Raw genomic sequence first — 15,093 nt, 5'->3', positions numbered from 1 at the left:
TAAACGAGGTTACCATAGTAGCCAAGGATCGAGTTGACCATCCTTAGTGGCGTCTTTCCTTGAATAGTGGCCTTGAATTCAGGCTTTTTTATCCTGAAAAATGGCGCAGGATGACAAGCAAGAAAGTACCAATCGCCACAATATAGATAAGCGAGAATCGAAAACCGGCGAGAATCGCAACGGCCATGACGATCCATTCATTGGGCCCTGCGTTGATCGTCGCGGGCGCGACGAGCGTTGTCAGGACGGCTGCGGGCACGGCATCAAGACCTGCCTGAACACGCGGGTGAATGCGGTCGAAACGCGAAAGAACCAAATGGCCCCCAATACGCGTGAGATAGGTGACCAGAGCGCCGCAAAGGATAAGGATGACATTGTAGGACATCACTGGCTACCCTCTTTTGCACCGTGCGATGGATTGGGCGTCTGACCGCTATCATCTTGATTTTTGGCTTGGGCATTAGGCGAGAATATTGCGGCAAACAGAATGCCGCAGATCGCACCAATGGACACATGCCATGGAGACCCGATCGTATAGTTGGCAACAATCGAAGCTGCCGCACTGATAGCGACAACCGGCAGCCAAAATGTTCTTTTTCTAAAACTGAGCACAAGACCTGCGAAATAGATGGGCAAAATGAAATCAATGCCCCAGGTGTGGCTGTCTTCAAGAAAATTGCCGAAGATTGCGCCCAGCCATGTCATGCTGACCCAGCCAATATAGGTGACGATCACGAGGCCGAAATACCAAGGAACCTGTATTTCCTCGCCAAATTCAGATCGACGTTCAGCTTCGGCATAGGCCGGATCCACCAAAAAGAAAAAGGCCAGCATCTGGCGACCAAATGACCAGTGGCTGATCTTCTGGCCAACGGATGCAGAGTATAGGATATGGCGGAAATTGACCGCAAAGATAGACAGGACAATCAACCAGCCCGGGATATTTTGCCCAAACATCTCAATGCCGACCAATTGGCTGGCACCGGCGAAGATCGTGGCGCTCATCAAAACCGCCTCGAACACGCTCATGCCGCCATCCACGGCAACGGCTCCGAACAGGGCACCAAATGGCCCCGCCGTCAGAATAACCGGAATGGACCGCTTGGCGCCATCCAGAAACAGGAGTGTCGGTGTCATGCTATCGTCGGGAAGGCGCTTTTTTGTCATGAACCTTCTATAGGACAGTATCGTCCAAAGGTCACATGAATTCGATTGAAGCATTCATTCCGCAAATCAATGAATCAAGGGGATGCATTGCCCCTTCGCTCGATCATCGTCTTGTATAGCCCGCAGTTTGGCGCGTTGGGTTCAAGTCCCCTGCCCCAATTCGCCTTTGATCACATAGGACAGGATCTGAACGATCTGCTGGGATGTTTCTGCAACTGCCAAGGCGGCGGCATCCACTTCCTTAAGGGCATGACGATGCTCGTCTGAGTGCATGACAATCAGCGGCTTGCCAAGGGCAGCGGCATATCCTGCGTCAAACGCTGCATTCCACTGGCGATACTTCTCGCCAAAGCGCACGACAACGATGTCGGCCTGTTCGATCATGGTCCGGGTGCGAATGGCATTGAGCTTGGCTCCCTTGTGATCATGCCAGAACGGTTTGTCCTCGGCACCGAGAATGGCAACGCCACAGTCGTCAGATGACGCATGATCAGTAACGGGAGCACCAAAAGAGACAGGAAGGTTCAAGGCATTGGCTCCCTGTTCGATTTCCTCGCGCCAATTGGTGTGGATTTCACCGGACAGATAGATGGACCAGACCATCGGGACCTCCTTTTTACATCTCATTTTGCTGTGCGACCTGAACGGTCCTGAGGAACCGAACAGCCCTTTTGCCGTGGATCAGAATCGTTCGGGCAATGGGCTGTGATCATGCAGACAGTGGTCATGATCGGCAAGGCTTTCAAGCACCTGACATTCTTTGACGCATCGGCCATTGCAACAGGACATGCGCTCCAGTTCATCCTCCAGACGCTTCAATCTCTCGATCCTCTCGCGCACGTCGTCCAGATGGCGGATCACCATTTCATGAGCCATATGGCACGGATTGTCATCATCACCATTCAGCAGCAACAGAGACTTGATATCGTCAAGCGGAAACCCGAGTTCCCGTGCATGGCGAATGAACGTCAGCCGCTTGAGGCCGTCCTGATCATAACGGCGCTGGTTGCCCTCGCTGCGAATGGCAGGAGCCAAGAGGCCGATCTGCTCGTAATAGCGGATCGTCGGCACCTTTACGCCGCTCGATTTGGACAGATTGCCGATCGTCAACATTCTGAATTTTTCCTCTTGAAGCTATAGTCACTAGAGGGATTATAGTCCCATCCAACGGACGTGATCCATAGGATAGTGCAAAAAATGACTCTCAACCACGCTCAGGAAATCGATCATCATTCGGACTGTTGTTCAGGCACGGATGCGTCATGCGGTTCCGCCACACACACACATAATCACGCGCATGGTCAGGTGGAAACAAAGGAACAGGGCTGCTCGGACCATGCCTGCGGCTGTTCCGGAAACCCGGTTTTTGACGGCGTTGATCCGCGCTACAAGATGGTATTGTGGACCGTCATCGCTTTGAATGGCGGCATGTTCCTGATCGAATTGCTTGGCGGTAAGTTGGCCGGGTCACAAGCCCTTCAGGCCGATGCACTCGATTTTCTGGGGGATGCCGTCACTTACGGCATGAGCCTTGCTGTGATCGGCATGAGCCTTCGGGTCCGTTCGACGGCCGCCATGGTGAAGGGGGTCAGCCTGTTGCTGATGGGGATTTGGATCTTTGCCTCAACGCTTTACCAGATCTATTTTCTCGATGTGCCGCGTGCCGAAATCATGGGTGTGATCGGCTTCATGGCCATTGCTGCCAATGTTGCCTCGGTCTTGCTCTTGATGCGCTACAAGGACGGCGATTCCAATGTGCGGTCTGTTTGGCTGTGTTCGCGCAACGATGCGATTGGCAATCTTGCGGTTCTGGGCGCGAGCCTGTCGGTCTATTTTACAGCTTCGGCATGGCCGGATATTCTGGTCGCTTTGATAATGGCAGGCCTGTTCCTACGCTCGGCTCAACTGATTTTGGTGCAGTCGTTGGGAGAATTCAGGCAAAGCCATTCCTCTGGCGCTTCGGCCTAGGCAAGCGACTCGCCTTGGCCAAAATGATGCCCTCAGCGTCCAGAGGGATCGTGTTAAGACCCAGATAGACTTGGATCGATAGCAACTTGAAAGACAAGAAAAGCACCGGCTCATACAATCTGTCGGTGCTTTCTGATATGTGCTTTTAGATTTGCGCGACTATGTTTCTTGCGACGGATTATTTCGTTTCCAAGCGCAGGCTTGCAGTTCTCACGCTTTTTGGCGTGTTAACGGCTATGACTTCCTGACTCATTTCCGTCATCTTGGTGTGAATGATCCCCATGAGGATTTCACTGCCGGTGAATGTCACACCAACCGCACCCGTCAGGATCATGGCATAAAGGCAAAGCTGGATCGTATATTGCCGGCCCATCTTCATGACAACGCCCAGCTTCTGCCTGTCGATCCTCATGTCGGCTCGACGCTCATTCCAGTATTGCTTGCCCTGCTTCTCCAGGCGGTGAAAGGCCTGTTTCAAACCGTTGATCATACCCGTCGTCCCCGCAGTCAAATTGTCGTCAGTCAGACAATTCTTGCCACCCGGCGATTATTCAACCGATAAAATCATCGTTTTTTCATGATGTTAGGGATCAAAATCTCCGGCCATGGTTTGCACGAGGTTAAGACCCGCACCTCTTGGTTAAGGCACGGTTTTTATCACTGCCAAAATGCATTGGTCATTGAAAGGGAGTGGTTTACCATCCGTTTCACTCTCAGGCAGATTGCAAATTGGCACGCGTGGCGTCATGGTGCTGAGGCGTCGGCGCATAATCTTCTTTTGCTTTCACCTTTGACAGACCGTTCAGATGCCCCATTCCACAATCAAACCCGCCCCCGCCTCATCCGCCTTCACTCTACGCCCTGCGTTGGCACCTGATTCTGAGGCCATACTGCGCATCTATCAGGACGGAATTGATACAGGCAACGCCACGTTCACATCTGCGGTGCCGTCATGGAAGGACTGGAGTGATGCTCATCTTGATTGCTGCCGCATCGTCGCGATGGAGAAGGACGCGGTGGTTGGCTGGGCCGCGTTGTCACCGGTTTCCGGACGCAGCGTTTATGCGGGCGTTGCCGAAGTGAGCGTCTATGTTGCCGCTAGCCGGTGCGGCTGCGGCCTCGGAGGGCTCCTGCTCGAACGGCTGATCAAGGAAACGGAGGCACATGACATCTGGACGCTGCAGGCCGGTGTCTTTCCTGAAAACAGCGCCAGCCTCAATGTGCACAAGAAGCATGGCTTCCGCGTCGTTGGCATCAGGGAACGGCTGGGAAAGATGACCTATGGTCCGATGGCAGGCAAATGGCGGGATTTGGTTCTGCTCGAGCGTCGCAGTGATGTCTCGGGCACAGACTAAACGCGTCGCTCATCCGAACCGTTCAGACAGCGCCATGGGCTAGAGGTCATCCCTTGGCAAGCTCATCACGGCAGCCCCCATCGCGACACTACAGAAGGTGATCAGCAGGCCAAAGAACAGCAGTGCCATGGGCACAATGGGATTTTCGCTTTCAAAAATCAGGATCTGAAGCCCGGCTGCGTTGGTGATCAGCAAACCCGAGAAGATGACGATAGTCGCCACCAAGCCGATCAACCAGTTGATTGCCAACAGGCGAACCAACGGGTTTTGAAACACGCCCATATTTCCAGACTGCTTGCGCTTTTCTTCTGATATCAGATCAGTAATCGGCATGATCGTCCCTGTTGGTTGGTGACGCGGGTGGTTGGTGACGCTGGGCATTTGTAATCATTCTAAATCAATAATGGTTTTTCCTTAAGACAAAAATGGTCTCAACGGTAGAGACGCATCGACGCATATCAAACAATCATATGCTCGTTTGATATATGATCTGGACAAATATATCAAACGTATATATACGATAGTTGCAACCAAACAGTTCGTTGGCGTTGCGATTCAAGAACCGGTTTTTCGCAAGACCTGCGAAATGAAAGATAGATCATGAATGTAAGTAGCATATGTCTGGCAATCCTGTTCTGTGGGGACATGACCGGTTACGATATTCGCAAAATTTCGACCGAGGGCAGTTTCTGCTTCTTTGTCGAAGCGAGTTACGGTTCAATCTACCCTGCCCTCACACGGCTGGAGCATGAGGGTTTGGTCACCTGCAGGCATGAAGCGCAGAACGGAAAACCGGCGCGTAAAGTGTACTCTATCACGGAGAGTGGTCGGCAGATGTTCCTCAAGGAGATGCTGCAACCACACAAGGAAGATATCTACAGATCGGAATTCCTGCTGCTTTCCATTTACGCCAGCCTGCTCGGCCCGGATGTGGTGCAATCAGCGATTGATCGACAGATTGAGCTTCTTGAACAGGAACAGCAGCTGATCAACGCATGCGACGGGCCGATTAGCGGCGCAACCGCCGAAGATGCCCCCAAAGATGTCAATCAAGTTCTGGTTGAACAGGCGGGAAACTGGGCTCGCAGCTACGGCAACTATTGTGTTTCAGCTGGAATTGACTATTTGAAGAAGCATGGTGTGGAATTGGTGGAAATTGCTCGCAAGGGACAATCCACCGTTGAAAGTTAGAAGTGTTCTTGGGTGACTTTTCGGATCGCAGAGTCTGATCTGCGACCACTGAGCTAATTTATTGTTTTTGCCACCCCCACAAATCTGTGACGCGTGGCCTATTCGAGGGAAAAACCATGGCATTGCGATTGAAGGGCTCATACGGGCTTGCATTGCTATTTACGACTGGAATTATCGGTTGGATGGCAACTGGTGAAACGGTCTTTAGTGGGCAACCAAACGAAAATGCGAGCCCGCCACCCGCGGTTCGCAATCAACAGGCGGACGAAGAGACCATGCGCGTTGCCGTCAAGCGTTTCACGGCACAGCAACGGGAAAATCACCTCATCATCCGTGGCCGGACCGAGGCGGACACAAAAGTATCTGTCAGAGCGGAGACGACTGCCATCGTTCGTGACCGTCTGGTCAACAAAGGGCAAACTGTCGAAAAGGGCGATCTTCTCTGCCGCCTTGATATCGGGTCGCGCGAAGCAAGCCTTGCAAAAGCCGAAGCCTCACTTGCCCAAACCGAGTTCGATCTCAAAGCAAAGCAGACGTTGGCAAAAAAGGGTTTCGCCTCAGAGACCCAGATTGCGGCATTGAAGGCCAGTCGTGATGCATCTCTGGCCGATGTGAAGGATGCAAAACTTGAGCTGGCACGCACCGAAATTCGCGCCCCGCTCGCAGGCATCGTTCAGGGGGCCCTGGCGGAAGTGGGTGACCAACTTGCGGTCGGCGGTGTTTGTGCGGAAATCATGAAGTCTGATCCGATGCTTGTTATCGGTCAGGTCTCCGAACGGAATGTTCAGAAAGTCAAAGTCGGAACCGAGGCCGAGATCACGCTTGTTTCGGGTGAGGTCACAAAAGGCAAAGTCCGCTATGTCAGTTCGGCATCTGATGTCGAGACTCGTACCTTCCTTGTTGAAGTGGTGATCGACAACAAGGACGGACGCATAAGGGATGGCGTCACGGCTGTCGCCAATCTGGAATTGGAGCCGCTCAAGGCCCATTTCATGAGCCCGGCCCATCTGACGCTTTCGGACGCCGGACAAGTGGGCGTCATGACGGTTGAGAATGATATTACCAAGTTCACGCCGGTTGCCATCCTGTCCAGTGATCCGGAAGGGGTCTGGGTCACAGGCCTCCCCGACACAGCCGAGGTCGTGATCGTGGGCCAGGAATATATCAAGGACGGCCAGTCAGTGGTCGCCGTTCCCGCCGGCTCCCAATTCGAAGGCGCGAACAAGAATGCGCTCCTCAAGGAAAAGGGCTGACCTATGAACGGTATTCTTGACACAATCCTTCGGGCAAGACGCACGGTCATGACCATGATGCTGGTCCTGATCGCGGCGGGGTTTGCCAGTTACATCTCCATTCCCAAGGAGTCCAATCCGGACATTGACGTCCCGGTTCTCTATATCTCGATGTCACAGAACGGTATCTCGCCTGAGGATGCGGCACGTCTGTTGATCAAGCCGATGGAGAACAAGCTGCAGGCGCTGGATGGCGTAAAGGAAATGACAGCCACCGCATCGGAAGGCCATGCCTCCGTTGTGTTGGAATTCGATGTCGGGTTCAACAAGGATCAGGCCCTTGCGGACGTGCGCGACAAGGTGGATCAGGCCAAGGCCGAACTCCCCAGCGACGCGGACGAGCCAACCATCAATGAGATCAACTTTTCGCTTCAGCCAACTATCTATGTGACCCTTTCGGGGGCCGTTCCTGAACGCACGCTCTATCAGCACGCCAAGCGTTTGCAGGATGAGCTGGAAAGCGTTTCTACGGTTCTGGAAGCCAATCTGAGCGGATCTCGGGAAGAAGTTCTTCAGGTCGAAATCGATCTTTTGAAGCTGGAATCCTACAACGTCACCCAGACCGAACTGCTCAACGCCGTTTCTCTCAACAACCAGTTGGTTCCCGCCGGCTTTCTCGACAATGGCAAGGGACGGTTCAACCTCAAGATCCCCGGCCTTATCGAGACCGCGCAAGACGTTTATTCCATCCCGATCAAGCAGAATGGCGAAGGGGTTGTCACCCTTGGTGACATTGCCCAGATCAAGCGGACCTTCAAGGACCCTTCTGCCATTACCCGCGTGAATGGCAACCCTGCCATCTCGATCGAGATTAAAAAGCGCACGGGTACGAACATCATCGAGAACAACGAAGCCGTCAGAGCCGTTGTCAAAAAGGAGATGGCCAACTGGAACCCGGCGATCAAGGTTCGCTTCATGCTCGATGAAGCCAAACCGATCTTTGATACGCTTGGCTCTCTTGAATCCTCCATCATGACCGCCGTCGCGCTCGTCATGATGCTGGTTCTGGCGGCTCTCGGATTCAGGTCTGCCCTATTGATCGGCATCGCGATCCCCACCTCCTTCATGACGGGCTTCCTTGTGCTCTCGGCGCTAGGCATGACCCTCAACATGATGGTGATGTTCGGCCTTGTGCTGACAGTGGGGATGCTGGTTGACGGTGCCATCGTGATCGTCGAATATGCTGACCGCAAGGTGGCGGAAGGCATGGAACGCAAGGAAGCCTATATCAGGGCTGCCAAGCTTATGTTTTGGCCGATCACCTCCTCGACCGCAACAACGCTTGCTGCCTTCCTGCCCATGCTTCTCTGGCCCGGTGTTGTTGGCGAGTTCATGAGCTATCTGCCAATCATGGTGATCATCGTACTGTCGTCGGCCCTGCTGACGGCGATGATTTTCCTGCCCGTTACTGGTGGTTTTATCGGCCGGAACAAGGCGAGTGCGGAAGAGATCGCCAATGCGGAGCATCTGTCGGGCACGCATAAGTTCAATGCCAAAGAAATAAAAGGCTTCACGGGTATCTATGCCCGTTTCCTGAATGCTCTGGCCTCGCATCCGATCGGCAACCTTGGCACCATTGCCGCTGTCTGTCTGATCGGTTTCGGGATTGTTGCCAGCTTCATGCAGCACAGCAAAGGCGTCGAGTTCTTCGTTGATGAAGAACCGCGCATTGCGATGGTCTATGTGTCGGCTCGCGGCAATATGAGTGCGGTTGAAAGCCGTGCATTGGTCAAGGCCGTTGAAGAAGAAGTGCTTCAGGTCGAGGGTGTCCGCGATGTGGTGTCCAACTCTGCGCCATCGGGCTTCAGCTCCGGTCCCGCTATGGGGGATATCGGCGGAGGCGGCTCCAAGCCCGTCGATGCCATAGGCACACTCAACCTCGAGCTTGACGACTATTGCTGCCGTCGGCCCTCCAAGGAGATCTTTGCCGAGATCCGCCAGAGGACAGCGGACATTCCCGGCATCCGCATTCAGGTCTCCAAGGTCGAGGGTGGCCCGCCAACCGGCAAGGACGTCAACCTGCAGATCACATCTGCCAACTATGATCAGGTGGCAAATGTCACCGCTCTGGTGCGTCGGCATTTTGATACTGTGCCCAAGCTGATGGAGATTGAAGACACCCGTCCCCTGCCCGGTATCGAGTGGGAGCTTCTGATCGACCGAGAGGAAGCCGGGCGTTACAACGCCTCGATTGCCCAAGTCGGTTCAATGGTCCAGCTCGTGACCAATGGATTGTTGATTGGCAAGTATCGACCGGATGATTCCGACGACGAGCTCGATATTCGTGTTCGCCTGCCGGAAGACCAACGCAGCATCAGTCAACTCGACCTGATGAAGCTGATGACGCCCAACGGCCAGGTCCCCATCGGCAACTTCGTCAAGGTCGCTCCCAAACAGGAGGTCTCCTCGATCAGTCGCGTCGACGGCTTCTATGCCATGAACGTGAAAGCAACCGTTGACCAAAGTGACGGGACCACCGTCGACGAGAAGGTCAAGCAGATCGAGAGCTGGATCGACACTCAGGACTGGCCTTCGGGCGTGATGTTCAAGTTCCGCGGTGCGGATGAGGATCAGGCAGAATCCAGCCAGTTCCTCGGCTATGCCGCTATCGGATCCCTGTTCATCATGGCGATCATCCTGATCACCCAGTTCAACAGCTTCTACCAGACAGCCCTGACGTTGATGACTGTCATTCTCTCGATCTTCGGCGTGCTTCTTGGCATGCTGATCACGGGACAGAAGTTTTCCATCGTCATGTCGGGCACCGGCGTCGTGGCTCTTGCCGGTATCGTGGTCAACAACGCGATCGTGCTTATCGATACCTACAACCGGTTCCGGGCGGACGGTATCGACATTGTCGACGCGGTGGTCAAGACCGCTGCCCAGAGGATCCGTCCGATCCTCCTGACGACGATCACCACAATCGCGGGTCTGATCCCGATGGCGACGGGCATCAACTTCGATTTCTTCAATCGGGTGATTTCCGTCGGCTCGATCACGGCTGACTGGTGGGTTCAATTGTCAACGGCCGTTATCTCCGGTCTTGCCTTCTCGACCCTATTGACGCTGATCCTGATTCCGGTTCTGCTGGCTTTCCCTTCCGTCACGCTGAAACCCTTCTTCCTTATGATCTGGCGTTTTGTGAGCAGAAAGGTATCGGCTTGGAAGACGAGTGATGGCGAAGCGCCTCAAGACGGAGATACGTTTACCTCCGAGGAGAGCGACAACAGCCGGTTGGTCACTCTTGACGATCACAAGAAGCGAAAGAAAAAAGAGCTCCCTGATCCCCTGCCGCCAAGCGAAATGCCGCATGCTGCGGAATGAAATTAAAAAGAAAGCCCGCCTTTGATCAGGCGGGCTTTTTCTTGATAACGTCAGCCAACGGTTAGTCTCAGGCAATCCTGATCAGGCTGCGGGATCGTCTTCATCATCCGTTCCGATTTCATCCTTGCCGTCCGCTTCCGTCCATTCACCCGAGAGCATGCGCTCGTTGGCACGATACCAGGAACGGCGCGCAAAAGGGATGGACAGAAGATAGAGCAGCACAAAGCCGGACAGAACCAGCCAAGGATAGGAAAACAGCAAGGCAACCGCAGCGACAAGCCCCACCATCAGCGGCAACACTTGCGCGCGCGGTATCCGCAATCCGATGGTTTTTCCCGAAAAGGTCGGAATGGAGGAGACAACCAGCATGGCGATGAACAGAGTATAGAGCATCACCACAGCAGCAAAGGCGTCGTAATGGGGCACACCGGCAAGCTCGACATAGATCGGCGCGAGCACAGCAAAGGCGCCAGCCGGTGCGGGAACGCCCACGAAATAGGCCTTGCGCCATGACGGTCTGTTCTTTTCATCGAGCGCGACGTTGAAGCGTGCGAGACGCAGAACCATCGCAATGGCAAACAGAAGCGATGCGATCCAGCCAATAGACGGAATGGCGTGCAGAATCCAGACATGAAGAATGATGGCTGGAGCCACGCCGAAATTGACAAAATCCGTCAGGGAATCCAGCTCGGCCCCAAACCGCGATGCGCCATTGAGCATGCGCGCCAATCGACCGTCGATACCATCGAGAAAAGCAGCGGCCAGGATCGAGACAAGGGCTAGCTCGAACCGTCCTTCAATCGCCATCCGCACGCCGGTCAGGCCGGCGCTCAGGGCCAGCAATGTGACAAGATTGGGAGCGATTGAGCGGAAGGGCACTGCCCTGAAACGACGCGGTGATGCAGGCTCCTCCGGCTCGAAAGACTGGAACGGAATCCCCAGACCATGGTCGTGGTTTTCTTCCTTTTTCACGCTGCTACTCCCCTGCTTATTGGCCGGTTTCAGATCAAGCCGTGTGACGGTTCTGGCACCTGCATTGGTCGCGATTATTGTTCGCGATGGGTCCCTGCCTCACGCTGAGGTCCTTCGAGATCGGCGATGATCGTCTCACCAGCCACCATCGTCTGGCCGATTGCGACTTTGGGAACAATGTGCGTTGGCATATAGACATCAACCCGGCTGCCAAAGCGAATGAGGCCGAAGCGCTCCCCGACGGGCAGCATCTCTCCTTCTTGCGTCCAGCAGACGATGCGGCGCGCGACCAGCCCCGCAATCTGAGTGACGCCAATGGCACCATGTTCGCTCTCGATGATCAGGCTGTTGCGTTCGTTATCTTCGCTTGCCTTGTCGAGCTCGGCATTGAGGAATTTGCCCGGTTTATATGCCACCTTGCTGATCTTGCCCGGTACAGGCATACGGTTCACGTGGACATTAAAGACATTCATGAAGACGGAGACGCGCATCATGGGCTCTTCGCTCAGGTGCAATTCTTGCGGCGGAACAGCCAGCCCAACGCTTGAGACCATGCCATCGGCGGGCGAAATCACCAGGCCCTTGCGCGTGGGTGTGATGCGCGCAGGGTCGCGGAAGAAATAGGTACACCAGAGGGTGAGGAAGAGCCCGATCCAGAACAGCGGCCCGATAAACCAGCCAAGAATGACGGTCGCAAGAGCAAAAAGGGCAATGAAAGGATAGCCCTCAGGATGAATGGGTACCACGCTTTTTTTGATGGAATCGATGATAGTCATTGAGATCTGCCCCTAACCCTCTGAAACTTGCGTCTCGTCCTATTTGATCAAGCATCTGTCCCTGTTCTCGGGATTTGTTGTGTGCTCCGAACGCTTTTAGCGAAACTTGACCGTCCAGCCAAGTGAGAAAGCGGACCAAGACCGACTCTCCATCGCCGGGTTGCCCCATAAGCGCATCAATCGTTGATAGGCGCCTCTCTCAAGGCAAACACTATCTAGAGGACTGAACTGTGCGACAGGGCTTCGTCCACGGTGACCATCGGTGCGCCACTGAGCCGCTGGTAGTGATCAAGAAGCTCAGCTTCTTCGAGTGTGAGCGTAATACTGCGTGGATAGAAGGGACGATCCCGATCCTTTACGATGGGTGTTTTCCACCCCTCAGTTTCCTCCACAAAACGGTCAAGACCGGGTTTTCCGAACTTGTGCAGAAAGCCCTGCATGACCGCATCGACATAGGATTGAAGGATCGGATAAGCGGGATCGACTTCTTCCGTATGCGCTGGCTGACCGACGTAAATGTAGCAATCAAGCCCGAGAGGAATGGTATCAGAGGTCGAAAAGTTCGATAGATCGAGCTTGACGCGATCATACATCGCCTCACGCACATCGACCTGAGGCAAATGCGATTTGAGATCGAAGACCAGCAGGCCATCACAGTAGGCATCCGGATCCGCAACGACAGATAGCGCAGCGGTGCCGCCAAAACCGAATTCGCGTCGTTCGGCGCTTTCGCGCCAAATCGACCAGCGGCGGCGATAGCCTTTCAACCGGCCAGAAAATCCGAAGCTTTCGGGATTGCGGGTGTCGTCATTGACGAGGGAGCCATAGCCGAAATAGCCAATCCAATCCTCGGGGTTGGCTGCGATGTCTTTTAGGGTCACTGGCTTTCTCTCAGTTATTCGGCCATCACCGCATTAGCGGTATGACGCGTTTGGTCTTGTGCGGTCAATGGAACTTGCAGGATGATCGTTGCCAAGTCGCGTTGCAGGAATGGATCAAATTGCATGATCCGCTCTTCCTCGACAAGTCCTTCTTTTTCATAGAAGGCCAAAGCCCGGCGATTGCCTTCCAGAGCCGTCAGTCGCATGTGATCATGGCCGGCCTGCCGCAGCCTGTCACGCGCGTCGGACAGGAGTGCACTGGCAATCCCCTGCCCTTGCCAGTTGGGTGCAACCCAGAGGTTCTTGAGCGCTCCCTTGCTGCAATCGCATTCACAATGACCGACAATCCGCCCCCCAAGATCCGCAATAACGAGGCATTCGTGACAAGCCGCCTCACCAGACATATGATAGAGGAAGGAAAACCGAAAAGCCTGTTCTAGACGCAAAATATCATGCGTATTCAACGTCTCTATCGTGAACGACATAGCGTTCAACCAAGCCGCCACGCCGCATTGTGTCGCCGCCTCGATGTCGTCATGGTCTATTGAGCGCAGTTTCAGGGTCATCGGGCTTGACTTGCTCTACTTTTTTCCGCTGTCTCAGGCGCCTTTGCGGATGCGGGAGGTCGGTTCCTTCATCGTCACAAGTTCCTCAGCAGCGGTCGGATGAACAGCCATTGTGGCATCAAAATCGGCTTTTGTTGCACCCATTTTGATAGCAATGCCAAGCAACTGGGACATTTCACCCGAATCCGGCCCAAGGATATGACATCCCAGCACCTTGTCGTTATCGGCGTCAACGATAACTTTCATCAGCATTTTTTCGTCATTACCCGCAAGCGTGTTCTTCATCGGGCGGAATTTGGCAAGATAGATATCGAGATTTTCATGTGCCACTCTGGCTTCGGCCTCGGTCATGCCCACCGTGCCGATCTCCGGCTGCGTGAAGACGGCAGTGGCAATATTCTCGTAGTCTACGGTCGTCGGGTTGCCGTTAAAGAATGTCTCGGCCAGCGCTGCCCCTTCGCGGATTGCCACCGGCGTGAGGGTTACCCGGTCAATCACATCGCCAACTGCAAAAATGTGATCAACGTTGGTGCGATTGTGCTCATCCACCTTGATCGCGCCATTCGCGCTGATCTCGACCCCCGCCGTTTCAAGGCCAAGGCCATTGGAATTGGGTGAACGACCAATCGCGCAGAGCACCTGATCGGCCATGATTTCACGTTCAGCCGTGGTCTTGACCCGAATTCCGTCGTCCGTTTTGGTCAATTCGTCCACTTCATCATGACAATGAATGGTAATGCCGCGTTTTTCCATTTCCTCATGCAAGGTGGTGCGGATGTCTTCATCGAAGCCACGCAGGATTTCATCGCCGCGATAAAGGACAGTGACCTCGGACCCGAGGCCATGGAATATGCATGCAAATTCGAGGGCAATATAGCCAGCGCCAACGACGACCACACGGTCAGGCTTTTCCTCAAGATGGAACACCTCGTTGGAGGTGATCATCAATTCCTTGCCCGGCACATGCAACTCGTTTGGCACACCACCTGTTGCGATCAGAATGTGGCGCGCGCTTACCGTCCGGTTTTCACCCAACAGGCGGACCGAATTGGGTCCGACGATTTCCGCTCGGGTCTGAATGATCTCGACATTGTTACGCTCAAGGTTCTTGATATAGAGGCCATTGAGGCGGTCGATTTCCGCATCCTTGCGGCTGATCAGTTTTGACCAGTCAAAACTGGGTTCATCAACGCTCCAGCCAAAGCCGGCAGAATCTTCAAAATCATGGGCAAACTTGGAGGCGTAGACCATCAGTTTTTTGGGAACGCACCCTCGGATCACGCAGGTGCCACCCACTCGGTATTCCTCTGCGACGGCAACCTTCGCACCATAAGTCGAGGCCATCCGCGCGCACCGTACTCCGCCAGATCCGGCCCCGATCACAAACAGATCATAGTCAAATTCGCTCATCACTTCGCCTCTTAATCCTGTTGGCACACTGCCGCCCTACCGCCTGACCTTAGCCGGGTCTGCTTTGACGGCATAGATGTATCAAATGCAATTGGTTGCCTTCAACATAAGCTGACGGGCACAGAATAAAAGGCCTTTAGCTCACCTGAGCGGACAAGTTTGCTTGAAACCCGCGTTATGGCCTGTGGCAA

Annotated in this window: 16 protein-coding genes; 5 read left to right on the top strand and 11 right to left on the bottom strand. The window is 54.2% G+C overall.

What is annotated here, in order from left to right; genetic code table 11:
* Window positions 1–88: 88 nt before the first annotated feature.
* The 4 genes from CPH65_RS16610 to CPH65_RS16595 all read right to left on the bottom strand — a co-directional run bounded on the left by CPH65_RS16610 (window position 89) and on the right by CPH65_RS16595 (window position 2,280).
* Window positions 89–385 carry an AzlD family protein gene (locus tag CPH65_RS16610; RefSeq protein ID WP_096174901.1) on the bottom strand — a complete coding sequence of 99 codons (297 nt, stop codon included), beginning with the start codon at window positions 383–385 and terminating at the stop codon, window positions 89–91.
* Window positions 385–1,137, bottom strand: coding sequence for an AzlC family ABC transporter permease (locus tag CPH65_RS16605; protein WP_244574434.1), 753 nt, complete (start codon window positions 1,135–1,137; stop codon window positions 385–387). The genes CPH65_RS16610 and CPH65_RS16605 overlap by 1 nt, the downstream gene beginning before the upstream one ends.
* Window positions 1,138–1,308: 171 nt before the next feature.
* Window positions 1,309–1,770, bottom strand: coding sequence for a YtoQ family protein (locus CPH65_RS16600; protein WP_096174899.1), 462 nt, complete (start codon window positions 1,768–1,770; stop codon window positions 1,309–1,311).
* Window positions 1,771–1,848: 78 nt separating this feature from the next.
* Window positions 1,849–2,280 carry a helix-turn-helix domain-containing protein gene (locus CPH65_RS16595; RefSeq protein ID WP_096174898.1) on the bottom strand — a complete coding sequence of 144 codons (432 nt, stop codon included), beginning with the start codon at window positions 2,278–2,280 and terminating at the stop codon, window positions 1,849–1,851.
* An 84-nt stretch (window positions 2,281–2,364) separates the two neighbouring features.
* Here CPH65_RS16595 and CPH65_RS16590 point away from each other — a divergent pair, with 84 nt between their 5' ends.
* Entirely contained in the window at window positions 2,365–3,135 is a 771-nt protein-coding gene (locus tag CPH65_RS16590; protein ID WP_096174897.1) for a cation transporter, read from the top strand.
* Between the two features lie 178 nt (window positions 3,136–3,313).
* Here the strand turns inward: CPH65_RS16590 and CPH65_RS16585 are convergent, their stop codons facing one another.
* Window positions 3,314–3,625 (bottom strand): hypothetical protein, encoded by a 312-nt coding sequence (locus CPH65_RS16585; protein ID WP_096174896.1) that lies wholly within the window; start codon window positions 3,623–3,625, stop codon window positions 3,314–3,316.
* Window positions 3,626–3,941: 316 nt separating this feature from the next.
* Here CPH65_RS16585 and CPH65_RS16580 point away from each other — a divergent pair, with 316 nt between their 5' ends.
* A complete protein-coding gene (locus CPH65_RS16580) occupies window positions 3,942–4,490 on the top strand; it encodes a GNAT family N-acetyltransferase (RefSeq protein WP_096174895.1) in 549 nt (182 codons plus the stop codon).
* A gap of 39 nt (window positions 4,491–4,529) precedes the next feature.
* On the opposite strand, the gene CPH65_RS16575 is transcribed toward CPH65_RS16580, so the two are convergent.
* The gene (locus CPH65_RS16575) at window positions 4,530–4,823 is read right to left on the bottom strand and encodes a hypothetical protein (RefSeq protein WP_157747751.1); all 294 of its coding nucleotides are present in this window, start codon (window positions 4,821–4,823) and stop codon (window positions 4,530–4,532) included.
* Window positions 4,824–5,090: 267 nt separating this feature from the next.
* Here CPH65_RS16575 and CPH65_RS16570 point away from each other — a divergent pair, with 267 nt between their 5' ends.
* From CPH65_RS16570 to CPH65_RS16560, 3 genes are all read left to right on the top strand, one after another.
* The gene (locus CPH65_RS16570) at window positions 5,091–5,681 is read left to right on the top strand and encodes a PadR family transcriptional regulator (protein WP_096174893.1); all 591 of its coding nucleotides are present in this window, start codon (window positions 5,091–5,093) and stop codon (window positions 5,679–5,681) included.
* Window positions 5,682–5,863: 182 nt separating this feature from the next.
* Window positions 5,864–6,934 carry an efflux RND transporter periplasmic adaptor subunit gene (locus CPH65_RS16565; RefSeq protein WP_197703867.1) on the top strand — a complete coding sequence of 357 codons (1,071 nt, stop codon included), beginning with the start codon at window positions 5,864–5,866 and terminating at the stop codon, window positions 6,932–6,934.
* Window positions 6,935–6,937: 3 nt separating this feature from the next.
* Window positions 6,938–10,297 carry an efflux RND transporter permease subunit gene (locus CPH65_RS16560; RefSeq protein WP_096174891.1) on the top strand — a complete coding sequence of 1,120 codons (3,360 nt, stop codon included), beginning with the start codon at window positions 6,938–6,940 and terminating at the stop codon, window positions 10,295–10,297.
* 81 nt (window positions 10,298–10,378) lie between these two features.
* On the opposite strand, the gene CPH65_RS16555 is transcribed toward CPH65_RS16560, so the two are convergent.
* The 5 genes from CPH65_RS16555 to gor all read right to left on the bottom strand — a co-directional run bounded on the left by CPH65_RS16555 (window position 10,379) and on the right by gor (window position 14,902).
* Entirely contained in the window at window positions 10,379–11,269 is an 891-nt protein-coding gene (locus CPH65_RS16555) for a phosphatidylcholine/phosphatidylserine synthase (RefSeq protein WP_244574433.1), read from the bottom strand.
* A 74-nt stretch (window positions 11,270–11,343) separates the two neighbouring features.
* Window positions 11,344–12,045, bottom strand: a complete 702-nt coding sequence (locus tag CPH65_RS16550; protein WP_096174890.1) for a phosphatidylserine decarboxylase — start codon at window positions 12,043–12,045, stop codon at window positions 11,344–11,346.
* Window positions 12,046–12,260: 215 nt separating this feature from the next.
* A complete protein-coding gene (locus CPH65_RS16545; protein WP_096174889.1) occupies window positions 12,261–12,926 on the bottom strand; it encodes a gamma-glutamylcyclotransferase family protein in 666 nt (221 codons plus the stop codon).
* Window positions 12,927–12,940: 14 nt separating this feature from the next.
* On the bottom strand, window positions 12,941–13,492 hold the full coding sequence (locus CPH65_RS16540) for an N-acetyltransferase (protein WP_096174888.1): 552 nt from the start codon (window positions 13,490–13,492) through the stop codon (window positions 12,941–12,943).
* 33 nt (window positions 13,493–13,525) lie between these two features.
* Entirely contained in the window at window positions 13,526–14,902 is a 1,377-nt protein-coding gene (gene gor, locus CPH65_RS16535) for a glutathione-disulfide reductase (RefSeq protein WP_096174887.1), read from the bottom strand.
* Window positions 14,903–15,093: the final 191 nt, after the last annotated feature.

Origin of the sequence: Cohaesibacter sp. ES.047 (genome assembly GCF_900215505.1) — a bacterium.
Classification (GTDB): domain Bacteria; phylum Pseudomonadota; class Alphaproteobacteria; order Rhizobiales; family Cohaesibacteraceae; genus Cohaesibacter.
Note: the sequence above shows the minus strand (reverse complement) of the source record. Positions and strands in the feature narration are given on the sequence as shown.

Excerpts from the sequence above, each read along its gene's own strand:
- CPH65_RS16600 (WP_096174899.1), bottom strand. The coding sequence starts at position 1,770 with ATGGTCTGGTCCATCTATCTGTCCGGTGAAATCCACACCAATTGGCGC.
- CPH65_RS16570 (WP_096174893.1), top strand. The coding sequence starts at position 5,091 with ATGAATGTAAGTAGCATATGTCTGGCAATCCTGTTCTGTGGGGACATG.
- CPH65_RS16560 (WP_096174891.1), top strand. The coding sequence starts at position 6,938 with ATGAACGGTATTCTTGACACAATCCTTCGGGCAAGACGCACGGTCATG.
- CPH65_RS16605 (WP_244574434.1), bottom strand. The coding sequence starts at position 1,137 with ATGACACCGACACTCCTGTTTCTGGATGGCGCCAAGCGGTCCATTCCG.
- CPH65_RS16595 (WP_096174898.1), bottom strand. The coding sequence starts at position 2,280 with ATGTTGACGATCGGCAATCTGTCCAAATCGAGCGGCGTAAAGGTGCCG.
- gor (WP_096174887.1), bottom strand. The coding sequence starts at position 14,902 with ATGAGCGAATTTGACTATGATCTGTTTGTGATCGGGGCCGGATCTGGC.
- CPH65_RS16585 (WP_096174896.1), bottom strand. The coding sequence starts at position 3,625 with ATGATCAACGGTTTGAAACAGGCCTTTCACCGCCTGGAGAAGCAGGGC.
- CPH65_RS16580 (WP_096174895.1), top strand. The coding sequence starts at position 3,942 with ATGCCCCATTCCACAATCAAACCCGCCCCCGCCTCATCCGCCTTCACT.
- CPH65_RS16565 (WP_197703867.1), top strand. The coding sequence starts at position 5,864 with ATGGCAACTGGTGAAACGGTCTTTAGTGGGCAACCAAACGAAAATGCG.
- CPH65_RS16575 (WP_157747751.1), bottom strand. The coding sequence starts at position 4,823 with ATGCCGATTACTGATCTGATATCAGAAGAAAAGCGCAAGCAGTCTGGA.
- CPH65_RS16610 (WP_096174901.1), bottom strand. The coding sequence starts at position 385 with ATGTCCTACAATGTCATCCTTATCCTTTGCGGCGCTCTGGTCACCTAT.
- CPH65_RS16550 (WP_096174890.1), bottom strand. The coding sequence starts at position 12,045 with ATGACTATCATCGATTCCATCAAAAAAAGCGTGGTACCCATTCATCCT.
- CPH65_RS16540 (WP_096174888.1), bottom strand. The coding sequence starts at position 13,492 with ATGACCCTGAAACTGCGCTCAATAGACCATGACGACATCGAGGCGGCG.
- CPH65_RS16590 (WP_096174897.1), top strand. The coding sequence starts at position 2,365 with ATGACTCTCAACCACGCTCAGGAAATCGATCATCATTCGGACTGTTGT.